Consider the following 17807-nt stretch of genomic DNA (forward strand, 5'->3'; position numbering starts at 1 on the left):
AAGCCGACCTGCGGCCTCGTGTGGCAAACAAAAAGGATCTCGTAGTGATGCTCGCTCGCCCATCCCGTCGCAGTACCCGTGTTCAGCCTCAGCAGCGCATGGCCGCCGATCCGGCGCTGTGGTTGCTCAAGCCCCTGGCGCAGGCGATTGCCTTGTGCCTGGTGGCGGGCAGTGCCGAGGCGGCGACCACCTTCAGCTCGGGATGGTTTGCCGCCAAGGGCGCGGCGCAACAGGCCGCCGCAGCGCGCCCGAGCGTCGGCGGATTGCCGGGGATGACGCCACCGCTGGCGCAGCAGCAAAAGGCCAACCAGCAGTTGCAGCGCTCGATTCAAACGCTGAACAACACCGTAGCCGCGATTGCGGCGCAACAGGCGGCGCAGGCGGCCGGTCGTGCGGCGGCACTGGGCACGGTGCAGTTTGTGCCTGACGGTCTGGGCGAGGGCGGCCTGAAGGTCGACAACAGCCTCACGCAGGGTTGGCAGAACGCCAAAGGCCCGCAGCAGACTCAGGCCGACGGCAAGACCACGGTGAAGATCGAGCAGACCGCCGACAAGGCGATCCTCAACTGGGAGACCTTCAACGTCGGGCGCAACACCACGGTCGAGTTCGCCCAGCAGTCGAACTGGGCGGTGCTCAACCGGGTCAACGATCCGAATGCGCGGGCCAGCCAGATTCAGGGCCAGATCAAGGGTGATGGCACGGTGATGCTGATCAACCGCAACGGCATCGTGTTCAGCGGCACCAGCCAGGTCAACGTGCGCAACCTGGTCGCGGCGGCAGCCAACATTACTGATATTCAGTTCCGCGATCGCGGCCTGTATTTCGACAGCACCGGCAGTCAGCCGACGTTCACCGAGGCGGCCGGCAAAGTGCTGGTGGAGCGCGGTGCGTCCATCGAAACGGCGCGGCCGGCCAAATCCACGGATGCCGGCGGCTATGCCTTGCTGCTCGGCAGCGAAGTGCAGAACGACGGCAGCATCAACACCGCCAAGGGCCAGACCGTGCTCGGCGCAGGCGATCGCTTTTACATCCGCAAAGGCTCGGGCACTGAAGGCAACGCCTTCTCCACGACGTTCGGCAACGAAGTCACGCCGGGCTTCAAGACCGGCAGTGCTGCCGGCAAGGTCAGCAACAACGGTCTGATTCAGGCCGCGACCGGCGACATCACCCTGACCGGCCATGAGGTCGTACAAAACGGCGTATTGCTGGCCAGCACCTCGGTCGCGACCCGCGGCACGATCCATTTGCTCAACCCGGCGACCGACGCTCAGGGCAGCGTGACGCTGGGGCAGGGCAGCGCGACGGCGATCCTGCTTGACAGCAGTGACCTGACGGCCCTCGACAGTCAGCATCAGGCGGCGCTGACCGGCGTGACGCCCAACAACAGGATTCGCAGCGACCAGTCACGCGTCGACATCCAGAGCGGCGGCAGCGTCGAGTTCCAGAGCGGCTCGATCACCCTGGCCACCGGCGGGCAAGTGGCGGTGGCGGCGCAGCGTCGCAGTCTGGTGCGAGACGGCGCATTGATCGATGTCTCCGGTGCCATCGGCGTGAAAGTCGCGATGGAATCCAACAGCATCAAGATCAACGTCCAGGGCAACGAGCAGCGCGATGCTTCGGTCAATCGCGATAAAGGTGCGCTCAACAGCAATGACATCTGGGTCGATGTGCGCGAACTGGTCTACGTCCCGGCCGGCACCAACGGCTACGCCACGGATCGCTGGTACACGGCGGGCGGTCTGCTGGAGGTCGGCGGCTATCTCGGCACCCAGGGCCACCGCATCGGCGAATGGATGGCCCAGGGCGGGATGGTGAGTTTTGCCGGCAATGACGTGGTGACCGAGAAGGGCTCGCTGATCAATCTGTCCGGCGGCACGCTGGATGTACAAAGCGGCGAGATTCGCCAGAGCTGGCTGCGTGGGGCCGACGGGCGCCTGTATGAAGTCTCCAAAGCGCCTGGGGATCTGCTTTACACCGGACTGTACAAGGGCTATGAAGACAGCAGTGAGCGCTGGGGCCAGACGAGTTATTACTACAACCCGTTGATTGCGCCGTCCAGTCGTCGGGAATCGGGTTACACCGTGGGTCGCGATGCCGGGCAACTGGTGATCGGCACCCGCAACGCCGTGCTCGAAGGTCAGTTGCTCGGCGAGGTTTATCAAGGCGAGCGCCAGACCCAGGCCCCGCGTGCGGTGCTCGATGGCTATGCGCAGAGTCAGACGGCGCTGGCGCGGCGCGGGCAGTTGATTGTCGGCAGTTACGACCCGGCGTACGTGGCGGCGTCCGGTGGTTTGCTCTATGGGCTCAATCCGTTGTTCGATCAGGTGCAGATCGGCGGCGAGCGGCCGGCTGAAGGCAATGATCGGGATCTGACCGGCGCTGTATCCGATGCGCGCGACGGCAAGCTGTTTCTCGATGCCGGGCAACTCAGCGACTGGCAACCGGGCGCACTGAAAGTGGCGGCCAAAGAACGGATCGACGTGCAAGGTGCCGTCACCGTCGACAAGGGTGGCGACATCACCCTTTACGGGCCGCAGGTGCAGGTCAACGCAAACCTGACCGCGCGCGGCGGCAGCCTGCACCTGGGCAACGTGCTCAATCAGCTCAACACCGATCGCCTCACCGACACCCGGCTCGTCGCACCGACCGGCAAGGCCACCCGCGTGAGCGTGGCTGAAGGGGCACAACTGGACACGCGCGGTCTGTGGAGCAACCTGCGCACCAACCCGGATGATGCCGCAAGCCTGGCGTATCTGGACGGTGGCGTGGTGTCGATCCGCAGCAGCGGCGATATCGAAATCGGTGCGGGCAGTCTGCTGGACGTGTCTTCCGGCGGAGCGATTCTGGCCAACGGCAAGACTCGCGGTGGCAAGGGTGGTGATGTGACGCTGGAGTCCAGCGCCTTGTCTGCGCCGGGTGACAGCCACCTGACCCTGGACGGTCAACTGCGCGGTTACGGTGTTTCCGGCGGTGGCCGACTGCTGATACAGGCGGGCGACATCTTCATCGGCCAGTCCGATAAACCCCTCGCCAACAACACATTGCATCTGCAACCGGATCTGTTCGACAAGGGCTTTTCTGCCTACAACCTTATCGGCCTCAATCGCCTCGACGTGGCGGACAACACCCTCATTGACGTGCTGATGCCGGTCTACCGTTTTGGTGATGCAGCCGCGAATCAGGTCAGTGGCACCGCGCCAGGGCAGGCGCTGGAGTTGTGGACGCCGACGCTTTATCAGGAAAACCCGCTCAAGGCGCAACTGACCCAGCGTACCGGCGCCAGCCTGGCTTTGCAGGCCGGTTCCAGCGAGATAGCTCTGGTCGATCCGACCCGCAACTCCCTGACTCTTGGCCAGGGCTCGCGGATCAGTGTCGATCCGGGGCAGCGCATCAATCTGCGCAGCGCCGGTCAGCTCACGGTCGATGGCCAGTTGAATGCCTGGGGCGGCACAATCGATATCCGCCAGCAGCAGTTCGGTTCGATCAATGTCGCCGATTCCTCGCAGACGGCGGACAAGCAAATCCACAACCGTTCCATCTGGATCGGCGAGCACGCGGTGCTGGATGTGGCCGGTCGCGTGGCCACCGGCATCGATGCGTTGGGTCGGGTGTATGGCCAGGTCGGCAAGGGCGGCTCGATCATCATCGGTGGTGAAACCGATGCGAAGAAAGCCACGGCCACGTCGGCCGATGCTTATGTGATTGTGCGAAGCGGTGCGCGACTGGAGGCTTCCGGCGCACAGGCGATGTTGGATATCGCCGGGCAGGGACCGACGCTGGTTGCCACGGATGGTGGACGAATTTCGCTGAGTTCCTACAACGGCCTGTTCATCGAAGGCGGCCTGCGTGCGGCGGCCGGTGGTGCCGGGGCGGCGGGCGGGCGACTGGACATTGCGCTGGAGACCCCGATTTATCTGCGCAGCGACGCGAGCAACGACGTTCGCGTGCCGCGCGAAATCGTCATCGGCCAGGACGCCGGCCCGTCGCTGTTGCCGGGCAGTCTGCAAGCGGGTGAAGCCGCCCCTGCGTTGCAATACGGACGTGCCCGTCTGGGCGCCGATCAGTTGATGTCCGGCGGGTTCGACAACCTGAGCGTGCTGAGCAACGGTCTGCTGTCGTTCGACGGCAACGTCGATCTGCACATGAATCAAAGCCTGAGCCTGTATGCCGGGGCCTTGTCGCTGGCCGACAGTTCGCAAAGCAATGCACGGATCAATCTGTCTGCGCCTTACGTGCGTCTGTCGGGTACGGGCAAGTATTCCGAGGCTCCCGGGGATATCCGGCCACGGGTGATGAACAATCCGACCACCGAAGTGGCGCCGGCACACTTCACCGCCACGGCAGATCTGCTGGATCTGGGCAACAGTCTGTCGTTCGGCACGGCCGGGGCAATCGTGCAGCTCGGCGGCCCGGCGCTGGAAGTCGGGCGGCGGGGTTTTGAACAGGTCACGCTCGACAGCCGAGGCGATCTGCGCTTTCTGGCGCCCACCGGCAACGTCGAGAAAACCGAACTGTGGACGCCGGGCGACCTGAACCTGCGTGCCGCGCAGATCTACCCCGCCAGTGATGTCACCGCCGAGGTACGCGTGGGTTATCAGAGTGTCCAGCGTGACGCCAATCCTGAGCGTACCCTGCGAATCAGCAGTTCCGGGGCGGCGCCGGCCGCGTTGCCTTACTCGGTCTTCGGCAACCTGACGCTGGCCGCTGCCCATATCGAGCAGGGCGGGGTGATCCGTGCGCCGCTGGGCATGATCAATCTGGGTGACAACCTGGTCCTCAACACCCGGACACTGCAACTGTTGCCAGGCAGCATGACTTCGGCCAGCGCAGCCGGGCTGGTCATGCCTTATGGCGGCACCACCGACGGCATCGACTATCGCTACAACGGCAAGTCCGTGCTGCTTCGAGGGATCACCGCCGAAACCGCTGGCGTGACGCTCACCTCGAAGTACGTCGATGTGCAAGGCGGTGCGTTGATCGACCTGTCGGGTGGCGGTGATTTGCGCGGTGCCGGTTTCGTATCCGGGCGTGGCGGTTCCACCGATGCCCGCTACAACCCGCTGGTGCGCAATGCCAGTGACGGCACCTTCAGCCTGCCTGGCCTGGCCAGCAACCCGGTATACGCCATCGTGCCGGGGAATCAGAGTGCTTATGCGCCGATGCTCGCCGAGGCGGGGGCGGTCGATCCGCGCATCGGCCAGCAGATCACCCTCGGGGCGGGCGTGCCGGGGCTGGCGGCGGGCATCTATACGTTGCTGCCCTCGACCTTTGCGCTGTTGCCGGGCGCCTTCCGGGTCGAGGTCAATGGCCAGGCGGCAGCGGGTGCAACCAACGCTGCACTGCCGCTGCGCAATGGTTCGTGGACGGGTTCGGGGCGGATGTCGATTGCCAATACCGGCCTGCGTGACAGCCTGGCGAGCCAGGTCATCCTGACATCCGCCGCCGTGCTGCGCCGTTACTCGCAGTACAACGAGACCTCTTTCAGTCAGTTCATCCAGAGCGATGCGACGCGCCGGGGCGTGCCACGGGCATTGGCGCCCATGGACGGCAAATCCCTGAGACTGAATCTGTCCCAGGGCGCCGCACCGGGTAACGCGCTGGATTTCAACGGTCAGGCGCTGTTCCAGCCCGCCACGGGAGGCGTCGTCGGGACGGCCGTGGTGCACGGCGCGCCCAACTTCGAAATTCTCGGCGCGGGACATTCGAGCACTGCAGGTTTTGCAGGTGTGTCGCTGTATGCCGGCAGCCTCAACGCGCTCAATGCCGGCCGCTTGACCCTCGGCGCGCAACCGACGATCGATTACAACACGTCGGGCAACATCATCGCGTTCAGCGGCGATACCTCAACGATTACCCTGCGTGAAGGTGCCGTGTTGGCGGCACCCGAAGTGCTGCTGCGCACCACCCGGACCGATGGCGGCATCAGCCTCGAAGCCGGCTCGGGCATCAACACTCTGGGGCGTGGCAACGCGCCTTACGATTCCAGCACCGGCTTCATCTACAAACCGGGTGCGGCGGGGTTGCTGGTGGTGTCGAACGGCTGGACCAATGTGCTGGCGCCAGAAGTGTCGGTCAGGACATCCGGCGCGGGTAACATTCTCATTGGCAGTTGCCTGACGACAGCGTGCAACAACCCGACGCTGCTCTATTCCAGCGGCAGCATTACCGCCGCCACTGACAAGCAATTCGAACTCGACGAAGCGGTACGCTTCGGCACCCGTCATCTGACGCTCGCCGTGGGCTCGGTCAATGCCGGCAGTGCCGAGGCCTTGAGCGCCGCCGGCAACCGGGTGCCGACCGGTCTGACGCTGAACCAGAATGTCTTGAACCGCCTGTTGCGGGGCGATACACAGTTCGGCGCACCGGCGCTGGAAACCCTGAGCCTGACCAGCCGCGATGCGTTCAATTTTTACGGCAGTGTCAGCCTCGATACGCTGGATCCGCAGACCGGTGTCAGCAAGCTGCAAAACCTGATTCTCAGCACCCCGGCCATTTACGGCCTGGGTGAAAGCGGCGACGTGGCGTCCATTCGCACTGCCAATCTGATCTGGAACGGTGCGACTCAGGATCCGGGGTCGGTGATCACGGGCGGCGCCGGCACTGGCCAGGGCACGTTCGATATTCAGGCGCAACGGATCGAGTTCGGCTACGGCCCCAATCCGCAGGCCAGCGGTCTGGACCAGAACAAACGTCTGGTATTGGGTTTTGCCAACGTCAACCTCTCTGCCAGCGATCGCATCACCGCCAACCACAAGGGCAGCCTGGCGGTGTACCAGACGCAGGGCGCTTTCGATCCGGTCAACGGTTATGCCTACAGCGGCGGCAATCTCACGCTGCGTACGCCGTTGCTGACGGGGGAGTCGGGCTCGGTCAACCTGCTCAAAGCCGGTAACAATCTGACCCTGACGGGTGCCGGTACAGCGGCTGCCGCCAATGCGCTGGGAGCCGAATTGACCCTCGATGCGCGCAATGTCCTGCTGGACAGTCGCATCGCCCTGGCCAGCGGCAAACTGGTGGTCAAGTCCGAGGACGATCTGACCTTGGCCAGTGGCGCGTATCTGGACATGGCCGGTCGCACCTTGCCGTTCAACGATGTGAATAAATACAGCTGGGGCGGCGATGTGGCGCTGTACAGCCGCGACGGCAACATTCGTCAGGCGGCGGGTTCGCGAATCGATCTGTCGGCGCAGAACAATCAGGCCGGTAACCTGAGTGCCGTCGCGCTGGCCGCCGATGCCGGCATGGTCGATCTGCAAGGCGATATCCTCGGTGCCAGCAGCGGCTATTACGATGCCGGCGGCACGTTGGTGCCGTACAAGGCCGGTGGCGTGGATATCCGCGCGCAGCACCTGAATGGCGACGCGAGCCAGCAGTTCGCGGCCCTCAATCAGCGCTTGAACGCGGGGCAGGTTTTCGGCAGCCGCAGCTTGCAGCTCAAGCAAGGCGATCTGTTGATCGGCGACGGGCTCAAGGCGGGCGAGGTCAATGTGTCGGTGGACAACGGCCAGCTGACAGTCGCTGGCCTGATCGATGCCGGCGGCGAGCGGGTCGGCAGTATTCGCCTGTCGGCGCAAAACGGCCTGACCGTCGCGGGAAATGCGGTGCTTGACGCCCATGGTCGTGTGCTGCGGGTCGACAGCTACGGCAAGATCATCGACGCACCGAACCGGGCGATGGTCGAACTCAACTCCGGACAAGGCGTGCTGACGCTCGGCGCCGGTGCGCGCATCGATTTGCGCCATGGCACCGAGGCCGTTCGCGGCACTCTGCCGGGGCAGTCCGACGGATTGCTGCGCGGTACGCTGGAGCTGAACGCGCCGCGTCTGGGGACGGGTGACATTGCCATCGATGCCGGCGGTGCGCTGAGTATTCAGGGAGCCCGCTCGATTGGCCTCAACGCCACGCGCCGCTATACCGATGCCAGCGACGGCACGGACCCGGCGGCCAGTGGACGCCCATATCAGGTGATCGATCAGGCGTACCTCGATCGCATCCACGGCGACAGCACGGCGTTCATCAACGCGGCGCTGGCCAACGGCAACTTGCTGAACAACAAACTGGCCGGTCTGAACAACGCCACTTATGCCGACGCCTTCCATCTACGGCCTGGGGTCGAGATCGCCAGTAAAACCGCCGACGGTGATCTGGTGGTGCAGGGTGATGTGGACCTGTCCGGTTACCGCTACGCCAGCCTGAATCCGCACACGCAGAAGACTTCGGTATACGGCTCGGGCGAGGCGGGTAGCCTGGTGATCCGTGCGGGCGGCAACCTCGATATCCATGGCAGCCTCAACGACGGTTTCGCGCCGCCGCCGGAGACCGTGGACGATGCCGGCTGGAAATTGCTGCCGGGGATTCAGCCGTTCGGCGGCGATCTGATCGTGCCGGGGGCGGGCGTTACGCTCGCGGACGGTACGGTGTTCCCGGTCGGCGCCACGTTGAACTACGACCTCCCGTTGCAAGCGACGACGCTGGCCAGCGGCACGCTGTTGCCGACCGAGGCGACACTGGCGGCGCCTTACACTTTCGGCGCCGGCACGGTGCTCGCCGGCTCGGTTCGCGATGCTTCGGGCAACGTGCTGTATGCCGCCGGCACGCTGCTCGCCGACAGCGTGACTTTGCCCGCGGGCAGCCGGCTGGGAGCGGGTATCCGTTTGAATGACGCAACAGCATTGCAAGCCCTGCGCTGGCCCAAAGGCGTGCCGCTGCCGGGCAGCGTCGAGGCCGGCAACGCCGGGGTCAAGGGCGTGCGCCTGAGCGGTTCGCTGGCCCTGTTGCGCGGCTCGCTGATTCCGTCGATGACCAATGTCGTACTGGCGGACGGTACGGCGTTCATCGAATTGCGGCCATTGACCGGCACGACCCAGGGGCGCAATTGGGCGGTCGCCAGCCTGTTGCCGGCCGGCAGCGCGTCGTGGTCGATGCGCGTGGTGGCGGGGGCCGATCTGAGCGCCGCGGACAGCCGGGCGATCAAGCCGGTGTCCAGCGATGGCCATCTGCGCCTGGCCGACACCCATTACGGTCTGACCGTGACAGAAAAACCACCGACCCTGGTCTGGGGCGAGGGCAACCTGGGCGGCTTCACGCCGGGTGACCCCGTCCCCGAGGATCAAATGATGTGGTGCGACTGGGCGCCGAACTCCTGTGTGCCGGCCCCGCGCTGGGTCTGGGCGCCGGACAACTGGATGGGCATGCCGCCTGGCTCGCCGATGACCGACGATGATGTACTCGCCTGGTGTGGTGCATTCCCGGAACTGTGCGTGGAGAACAAACCGGGTACCACGGTAAAGACCCACACACAGATGTTCAGCGTGCTGCGGACCGGCACCGGCGATCTGGACGTACTCGCCGCCGGCGATCTGAGCATGGATTCGCCGTACGGCGTGTATACCGCCGGCACTCAGTCGCAAGACATCGATCCGCGCTTCAATCAGCCTCGCGGAAAACTGTCGGACAACGGCTCGGTGCTGGGCAGTGCCGGCGGCGACTACGAAAAATGGGTCAGTGGCAGTGACAGCCTGTATCAGGCCTGGTACCCGCAAATGGGCGGCAACCTGACCATCAATGCCGGCGGCTCGATATCGGGCGATGTACTGGGGCGTCGCGGCTTGTCGCAAAACATGGACACCCGTGAGCAGGTTCCGAGTGTGGCCGTGGGCAACTGGCTCTGGCGTCAGGGCACCGGCAACAGTGATGTGCCGACCGCGTGGTGGATCAACTTCGGCAGCTATGCGACGCAACCGTTGCCGGATCAGAGTGTTGATACCGGCCCGTACCTGGTCGGTTTCACCGGTTTCGGCACCTTGGGCGGCGGCAATATCAGCCTGCGTGCCGGGGGCGATGCCGGCATGCTCAAGGCGATGGGCGACGCTAACAAGACCAACCTTTATCCACGCGGGCGGGGGCTGGTCGTGGCGGTCGGCAGTACCGGGCGCGTGGGCAGCGATGGCAGCCTGCAATTGACCGGTGGCGGCGACATGGACATCCGCATTGGCGGATCGGTGAACCCGTCATTGCAGGCCCGGGCCGGAGAGAACGGCATCGGTGTCGCACAACACGACCTGCAAGGTGCATTGATCAACCTGCGCGGTGCCGCGCGACTGACCGGCGGCGCGCTGGGCGGGATCAATCTGCAATATGGCGCCGAAGCCTCGACCCAGGATCCTCGTGAAGTGCGCCCGTTCGACCCGTTCACGTCCACGATGGGCAGCGCCTCCGGTGGGCTTGTGCTGATTCCGGGGGATTCGGGGATGAGTCTCAGCACGCGCGGCGATCTGGTGTTGGGCGGGGCGGCGGACCCGGGTCGGGTGCGGCTGCAGAACTCCACGCCGTTCACCACGGACGACGGTGTCGTCCATGAGGGGGGCGGCCTGACGGGCTTCTCGTTGTGGACCGATCACACCGCCATCGACCTGTTTTCGGCGGGAGGCAACCTGACACCGAGCACCCAACTGGGCGAAGTCGACGGTCAGGGCCCTGTCACCGGCCGCAATACGTCGCCTACCGATGGACGATTCGTTTACCCGTCGATCCTGCGGGCGGTGGCGGCGCAAGGTTCGATTTATGCCGGACCTTCAGCGGTCTACAGCCAGGGCAGCGGAACGGTGCCGGCAACCGGGTATTCGCTGCTGCTGGCACCTTCCAGAACCGGGCAACTGGAGTTGCTGGCGCAGGACTCGATTTACGCGGGTGGCTATGCGATCAATCAGTCGGGCGCCAGTCCGCTGTCCCTCGCCACACCCTTTGCGCCGGCCTTCAACGGGTACGGCAACAACACGTCGGCCACGCCGATCATGAGCAATCGCAACAGCGACGGGGTTTTGCCGGACAAGAATCTGCGCTATCCGTTATTCGCTTTCGGCGCCAACAGCTACTCGGGCTTGAGCGACGTCCAGACACCGGCGCGGTTCTACGCCTTGACCGGCGATCTGGTGGGCGTTCGCAGCGGTGAAACGCTGACGTTCAGCCTGTCGAAACGTACCTGGTACGAAGCCGCAGGCCCTGTCTGGATGCTGGCCGGGCGCGATATCGTGGCGTCCGGTACTTTCCTGGGCAGCCCAACGACCGTGCCTGGTGCCGAGATGGGCATAACACCGACAGAAAGCATCACCTCGACCGGCAACCTGTTCGTGCATGACGACCCAAGGGACGTGTCGCGGGTATCGGCAGGGCGGGACATCCTCTACAGCAGCTTCGACATCGCGGGCCCCGGCGTCCTGGATATCAATGCCGGGCGCAATATCCTGATGGAAGACCGCGCCAGCATCACCAGCCTTGGCTCATTGGTGGCCGGTGATCAGCGGTCGGGCGCCAGTGTGGTGTTGCAGGCCGGTGTGGGCGCGCAGGGGCCGGATTATTCGCGGTTCATCGCCCGGTACCTGAACCCGCAGTACCTCGCGGACCCGAACGCATCCCTCAACGGGCAACCGGGCAAAGTGGTCAAGACCTACCTCGACGAGCTGCAGAGCTGGCTGACCCTCGGCTACGGCTTCAGTGGCAACGCAGAGCAGGCGCAAGCCTTCTTTGCAGCGTTGCCAAGTGCCGAACAGGCGATCTTCGCCCGCCAGGTGTACTTCGCCGAATTGCGTGCTGGCGGCCTGGAATACAACGATGTCGACGGCCCGCGCACAGGCAGTTATCTGCGTGGTCGTAACGCTGTTGCTTCGCTGTTCCCGACCGTCGATGTGGCCGGCAACCCGATCCGCTACGACGGCGACATCACCCTTTACGGTGGCGCCGGGGTCAAGACCCTGTTCGGTGGCGATATCCAGATGCTCACGCCGGGCGGCGGTCAGGTGTTCGGCATCGAGGGTGCCGCGCCGCCGTCCACGGCAGGGATCATCACCCAGGGTTCGGGCAACATTCAGCTTTACTCCCAAGGCAGTATCTTGCTGGGGCAGAGCCGGATCATGACCACGTTCGGCGGCTCGATCCTCGGCTGGTCTGCCGAGGGCGACATCAACGCCGGTCGCGGTTCGAAAACCACCGTGGTCTACACCCCGCCGAAACGCGTGTACGACACCTGGGGCAACGTGACCCTGTCGCCATCGGTGCCGAGCACCGGCGCCGGTATCGCCACACTCAACCCGATTGCCGAAGTGGCGCCGGGGGACATCGACCTGATCGCGCCGCTGGGCACGATCGATGCGGGCGAGGCGGGGATTCGCGTCTCGGGCAACGTCAACATCGCCGCGCTGACGGTGGTCAACGCCGCCAACATCTCGGTGCAGGGCAAGGCGACCGGCGTGCCGGTGGTCTCGGCGGTCAACACCGGCGCAATCACTTCGGCCAGCTCCGCTGCGTCCTCGGCAACCCAGGCCGCGGAAGACGTCGCCCGTCAGCAGCAAGCCGCGTCGCGCCAGAACCAGGCTTCGGTGTTCACCGTGCAGGTGCTCAGCTTCGGCAACGAACAACTGGCCCCGACCCGCGATGGTGCCAGCCGTGCGCCGACACCCGGCTACAACCCCGACAGCCCGGTGCAGGTGCTGGGCGCCGGGGCGCTGGATGAACAGGCGAAACAGCAGCTGACCGAAGAGGAGCGGGGACAGCTGACGTTGTAAAGAACTCTCGTGTAGTACGCTTCGGGCGGCCGTTTGGCCGCCCTTTTTTTTTCGGTTCTTTTATTTAAAAAGCATACGGAATACTCACCTTCGCCCACAACATTTCCCCCTCTGGCCGGTTCTCCACGTCGAATTCCTTGGCCCAGCGGATCTCGGCGCTGGCGTACTTGAGGAAGGTGAAGTGCAGCGCCGGGCCGATGGCGAAGACCTTGCCGCGTACGCCGTCATCAACGTCCTGGCCGGCGAATTGCACGGTGTGGCCGAACTGTTTGTCGTCGGTGGTCTGCTTGAGGTAGTAACCGTTGATACCGAGCATCAGGTCGTCGGTGATCTTGTAGCTGGCCGAGTAATCGAAGTGGAAGATCTGCCCGGACTTGTAGTCGGTGTCCTTGTTCTTCTCGTTGAAGCTGTAGGTGGTCTTCATCGACACCTCGGTGCGCTCGGTCGGCAGCCAGGTGAAGGAGAACAGCGGTTTGTAGGTGTAGAAGTTGTTGCTGGTGTTGGCCAGCCGGTCGACGCTGTATTCGCCAGTGGGCACGGTGATTTCAACAGCGGCGCCGAGGGTCAGGTCCTTGCCCATGTCCCACAGGATGATCGGCGCGATGGTGGTATCGCCCATGCCTTCGCGGATGTCGCTCAGGCCGAACACCGAGACTTCCTGCTTGAGCCACGGCTGGGCGATGTAACCGGCCAGGCGCCCGCCGAAGATTCGTACCGGGCTCAGGTAATCGAGACGCGGGATGACGGCGGTGGATTCGATCTCGACATTCGGCACCTTGCCGCCGAACGAGCTGATGTTGAGCTTCCGCGCCTTGTAGTGGTTGTAGTAGAGGTTGAAGGCGACCATGTTCTCCGGAAGGCTGTCGACTTCCATCGGCAGCATGAAGAAACCGTCGGTGCCGGGGCCGATGTTGTCGACGCCGGCTTCGGTGGCCAGCGCCGGCAGGGTCGCGGCGCAGCCGAGCAGGCTCAGCGCCAGTCGCACAGGGAATGTCGCGCGGTTCGGGGTCATGTCCGTCCTCATTATTATTGTGTTTTGGGCGCAACGCCGGCACGCAGGGTGCCCGGCTACGATAGAAATAAGCCCTTGGCGCACGACAGGGCAGGGTATTGGCGGACACGGATGGGGGCTTCTGCGGACACTTCGTCAACCCTGTGCTAACTTCCTTCGACATAACCGGTAACAAAAATAACAATTCAGCGTGATCCGGAATGTCAGCCCCCATGAACGTAAAAGTCCAAGACCCGACCTTCGAAATGGCGCTGGTGTCGCCGTTTCTCCTGCAAACCCTGGCCGAAGTCGCCGCCAACAAGGGCATCGAGCCGCAGAGCCTGTGCCGTGGCCTGGGTTTTGATTTCGAAGACCTGCAGGATCCGGCGCAGCGGATTTCCTACCGACAGGCCGTGGCCATGATCCAGCGGGGGCTTAAAGCTTTGCCCAATCAGGGGCTGGGCCTGTGGGTGGGCGCGCAGAACGTGCTCGGTACGCTGGGGCTGCTGGGGCACGTACTGTCGCTGTGCAAGACCTTGCGCGATGCGTTCGACATTGGCGTTCGGCATCAGCACACCTCCGGCGGGATCGTCGTTTCCAGCGTCGATGTGGTGGGCGATCAGGTCTACGTCGACGTTGAGTGCCGGCTGCCGTTTGCCGAGGTGCAGGTGTTTGCGGTGGAAGAGTTTTTCGCCAGCCTGCTGGTCTATGGCCGGGCGCTGGTGGGCGAGACGTTCAAGCCGATTGCCGTGGAGTTCATGCACGCGGCGCCGGATTACGTCGATGAATACCGCCGTCTGCTGGGGCCGGAGGTGCGCTTCGGTTGCCTGCACAATCGGATGTTGATCGACGTGCAATGGCTGGATGTGAATTTGCCCAATCATCATTCGCTGGCGCTGCGTCAGGCGGTCAAACTGCTGGAGCTGGAAGCGGCGCAGGTTCATCAGAAACTTGATCTGATCCAGGCCGTGGAGCGGGCGATTGCGCGGGATCTGAGCCGGGGCAGTCACATTGAAAAGATTGCCGGTGACTTGAACATGAGCAGCCGGACTTTGCGTCGGCGGCTGACTGAACATTCGTTGACGTTCGAGGCGCTGCTGGAACAGGTGCGGCAGGCGCGAACCATGAGTTTGCTGGCCAATCCTGATATGCCGATCGAGCGGATTACCGAGGAGGTCGGCTACAGCGACGTGCGCAGTTTTCGCCGGGCGTTCAAGCGTTGGACGGGGAAGAGTCCGAGTGCGTGGCGCATGGAGAGTTCTGTGATTTGACTTGAGACCGATACCCCTCACCCCAGCCCTCTCCCGGAGGGAGAGGGGGCCGACCGAGGTGTCTGGCGTTATACATCGACCTGAAAGGTTTGTGTCGATTATGGATTCCCAGGTGTTTTTTCAGGTCGCAATCCATCTTAAATATTCCCGGATCGGCTCCCTCTCCCTCCGGGAGAGGGCTGGGGTGAGGGCGCTTTTGACGTTATCCAACCCATTTCAATCCCCCACAAACCCTCCGCCTACAGTTAAACTCCGCGCTCTTTCCAAGGAGTCGACATGAGTTACTACCAGCCGGGCATTCTCGCCACCCCTGTTCCGCCGCAAGCACGTCACCTGTTTTTCGCTCTCGAGTCGGTTGAAGCGCTGCCGCAGGCGATCGACAACCTGCTGAACCTGGTGGATGGCAAGTCGGCGGTGGTCGGTTTCGGTGAATCCCTGGCCAAGGCCCTGAATGTGCACATCGACGGCTTGCGCAGCTTCCCGGCGCTGACCGGCGTTGGCGTGGAAAACCCGTCGACCCAGCACGCCCTGTGGGTCTGGCTGCACGGCGTCGACCGTGGCGAGCTGCTCAACCGCAGCACTGCGCTTGAGGCCGCACTGGCCCCGGCGCTGCGTCTGGTGCAGATGCAGGAAGCCTTTCGCCACAAGGACGGCCATGACCTCACCGGTTATGAAGACGGCACCGAAAACCCCCATGACGAAGCCGCTATCGCCGCCGCACTGCAAAGTGAAGGTGCGGACGGTCTGGTCGGTGGCAGCTTCGCTGCGATCCAGCAGTGGCAGCACGACCTCAAGGGTTTCCATGCGCTGTCCGCTGAAGACAAGGACAACATCATGGGCCGTCGCCTGAGCGACAACGAAGAGATCGACGACGCCCCGGTGTCCGCTCACGTCAAACGCACCGCCCAGGAAAGTTTCGCCCCGGAAGCCTTCGTCGTGCGTCGTTCGATGCCGTGGATCGAAGGCGATCGCGCCGGCCTGATGTTCCTCGCGTTCGGCTTCTCCCTCGATGCCTTCGAAGCGCAACTGCGGCGCATGAGCGGTCTGGAAGACGGCATCACCGACGGTCTGTACCGCATCAGCCGGCCGATCACCGGCGGCTACTACTGGTGCCCGCCGCTCAAGGACGGCCACCTCGACCTGCGCGCACTGCGCATCGGCTAAGGCGTGACGATGAACGTGGTGCGCTGGGGCATGATCGGTTGCGGCAGCGTCGCTGAACGCAAGAGCGGGCCGGCCTTCTACAAGGCCCCCGGCTCGGCGTTGGTGGCCGTCATGGGGCGACGCCTCGAAGCGGTGACCGATTACGCCGCGCGCCACGGCATCGCCCGGACGTACACCGACGTCGATGCCCTGATCAACGACCCCGAGGTGGACGCGGTGTACATCGCCACGCCACCCGACAGTCACCACGCCTACAGCCTGAAAGTCGCCGCCGCCGGCAAGCATTGCTGCGTGGAAAAACCGATGGCGCTCAACGTCGGGCAAAGCCGCGAGATGCAGCAGGTGTTTGCCGATGCCGGTTTGCACCTGTTCGTCTCCTATTACCGCCGTTCATTGCCGCGCTTCCAGCAAGTTCGGCAATGGCTGGAGCAGGGGCGCATCGGTGAGGTGCGGCATCTGAGCTGGACGCTGACCAAGGCACCGTCACCGAAGGATCTGGACGGCAGCGCAAACTGGCGCACCGATCCGGCGGTGGCCGGGGGCGGGTATTTCGCCGATCTGGCCAGCCATGGGTTCGACCTGTTCCAGTACCTGCTCGGCGACATCGTCGAAGTCGCCGGCTTCACCGCGCGTCAGGCCGGGTTGTACGCGTCGGAAGATGCGGTGAGCGCCAGTTGGCGATTCGCCTCGGGTGCGCTGGGCATGGGCTGCTGGAGCTTTGTCGCGGACCGGCGCGAGGATCGGGTCGAGATCATCGGCAGCCAAGGGCGGATCGGGTTTTCGGTGTTCGACGAGCATCCGGTCGAGCTGCATGCCGAAGAGGGCATCAGCCTGGAAATCCCCCATCACGAACACATCCAGTGGCACCACGTGCTGGGCATGAACGCGCAGATTCGCGGTGAGTCCCGGCACCCGGCTGTCGCCGCAGAGGCCCTGAAGACCGATTGGGTCATGGATCAGATCCTCAAGCGCCACTGAAGGCGCATCTAAGGTTATGCCCAAACAATATTTCTCAAGCTTGTCATAACGTCTCTAAGATCACGTCATAACTCGTTATAACAAGTGATCCCGTGATGACCGATAACGTTCTCTCTCTTGGCAGCGTCCCGCTGCACACCCAACTGCGCGACGTGCTGCGCGCCCGGATTCTCGACGGCGAATACCCGCAAGACAGCCAGATGCCGTCCGAAAGCGAGCTCGGCGCACTGTTCAAGGTCAGCCGCATCACCGTGCGCCAGGCCTTGGGCGATCTGCAGAAGGAAGGGCTGATCTTCAAGATCCACGGCAAAGGCACCTTCGTCGCCAAGCCCAAGACCTTTCAAAACGTCAGCACCCTGCAAGGCCTCGCCGAGTCCATGACCGGCCGTGGCTACGAGGTGATCAACCGCCTGCGCAGCTTCAAATTCATCGCCGCCGACAAACTGGTCGCCGAACGTTTGCAGGTTGCCGAAGGCGAAACTGTTGCGCAGATCAAACGCGTACGCCTGATCAATCGCGAGCCAATTTCGCTGGAAATTACCTACCTGCCCAAGGCGGTCGGCGAGCGGCTGGAGAAGGCTGATCTGGTGACCCGCGACATCTTTCTGATCCTCGAAAACGACTGCGGCATCGCCCTCGGCCACGCTGATCTTGCCATCGACGCGGTGCTGGCCGACAGCGACCTGACTCAGGCGCTGAACGTCGAGGCTGGCTCGCCGATCATGCGCATCGAGCGCCTGACCCACGACGCCAACGGTCAGCCGCTGGACTTCGAACACCTTTACTACCGTGGCGATGCGTTCCAGTACCGCCTGCGGATCGACCGGCAAAAAGGGGCCTGAA

The 17807-nt window shown here is 63.9% G+C and carries 6 protein-coding genes; 5 read left to right on the forward strand and 1 reads right to left on the reverse strand.

From position 1 onward, the window contains the following. The first annotated feature begins 47 nt into the window (after window positions 1-47). Complete coding sequence (locus AC07Y2_RS19395; protein ID WP_103386683.1) at window positions 48-12560, forward strand: filamentous hemagglutinin family protein; 12513 nt, start codon at window positions 48-50, stop codon at window positions 12558-12560. Between the two features lie 64 nt (window positions 12561-12624). Here AC07Y2_RS19395 and AC07Y2_RS19400 read toward each other — a convergent pair whose 3' ends face one another. Beyond that, entirely contained in the window at window positions 12625-13572 is a 948-nt protein-coding gene (locus AC07Y2_RS19400) for a SphA family protein (RefSeq protein WP_103386682.1), read from the reverse strand. A 212-nt stretch (window positions 13573-13784) separates the two neighbouring features. Between AC07Y2_RS19400 and AC07Y2_RS19405 the strand changes: the two genes are divergently transcribed. The 4 genes from AC07Y2_RS19405 to AC07Y2_RS19420 all read left to right on the forward strand — a co-directional run bounded on the left by AC07Y2_RS19405 (window position 13785) and on the right by AC07Y2_RS19420 (window position 17806). Further along, a complete protein-coding gene (locus AC07Y2_RS19405) occupies window positions 13785-14822 on the forward strand; it encodes an AraC family transcriptional regulator (protein ID WP_039768895.1) in 1038 nt (345 codons plus the stop codon). Between the two features lie 276 nt (window positions 14823-15098). Further along, complete coding sequence (locus tag AC07Y2_RS19410) at window positions 15099-15986, forward strand: Dyp-type peroxidase (RefSeq protein ID WP_103386681.1); 888 nt, start codon at window positions 15099-15101, stop codon at window positions 15984-15986. Window positions 15987-15995: 9 nt separating this feature from the next. Continuing rightward, on the forward strand, window positions 15996-16964 hold the full coding sequence (locus AC07Y2_RS19415) for a Gfo/Idh/MocA family protein (protein ID WP_103386680.1): 969 nt from the start codon (window positions 15996-15998) through the stop codon (window positions 16962-16964). Between the two features lie 95 nt (window positions 16965-17059). Beyond that, a complete protein-coding gene (locus AC07Y2_RS19420; RefSeq protein ID WP_039768890.1) occupies window positions 17060-17806 on the forward strand; it encodes a GntR family transcriptional regulator in 747 nt (248 codons plus the stop codon). Window position 17807: the final 1 nt, after the last annotated feature.

Source organism: Pseudomonas sp. GW456-12-1-14-TSB6, assembly GCF_059424205.1.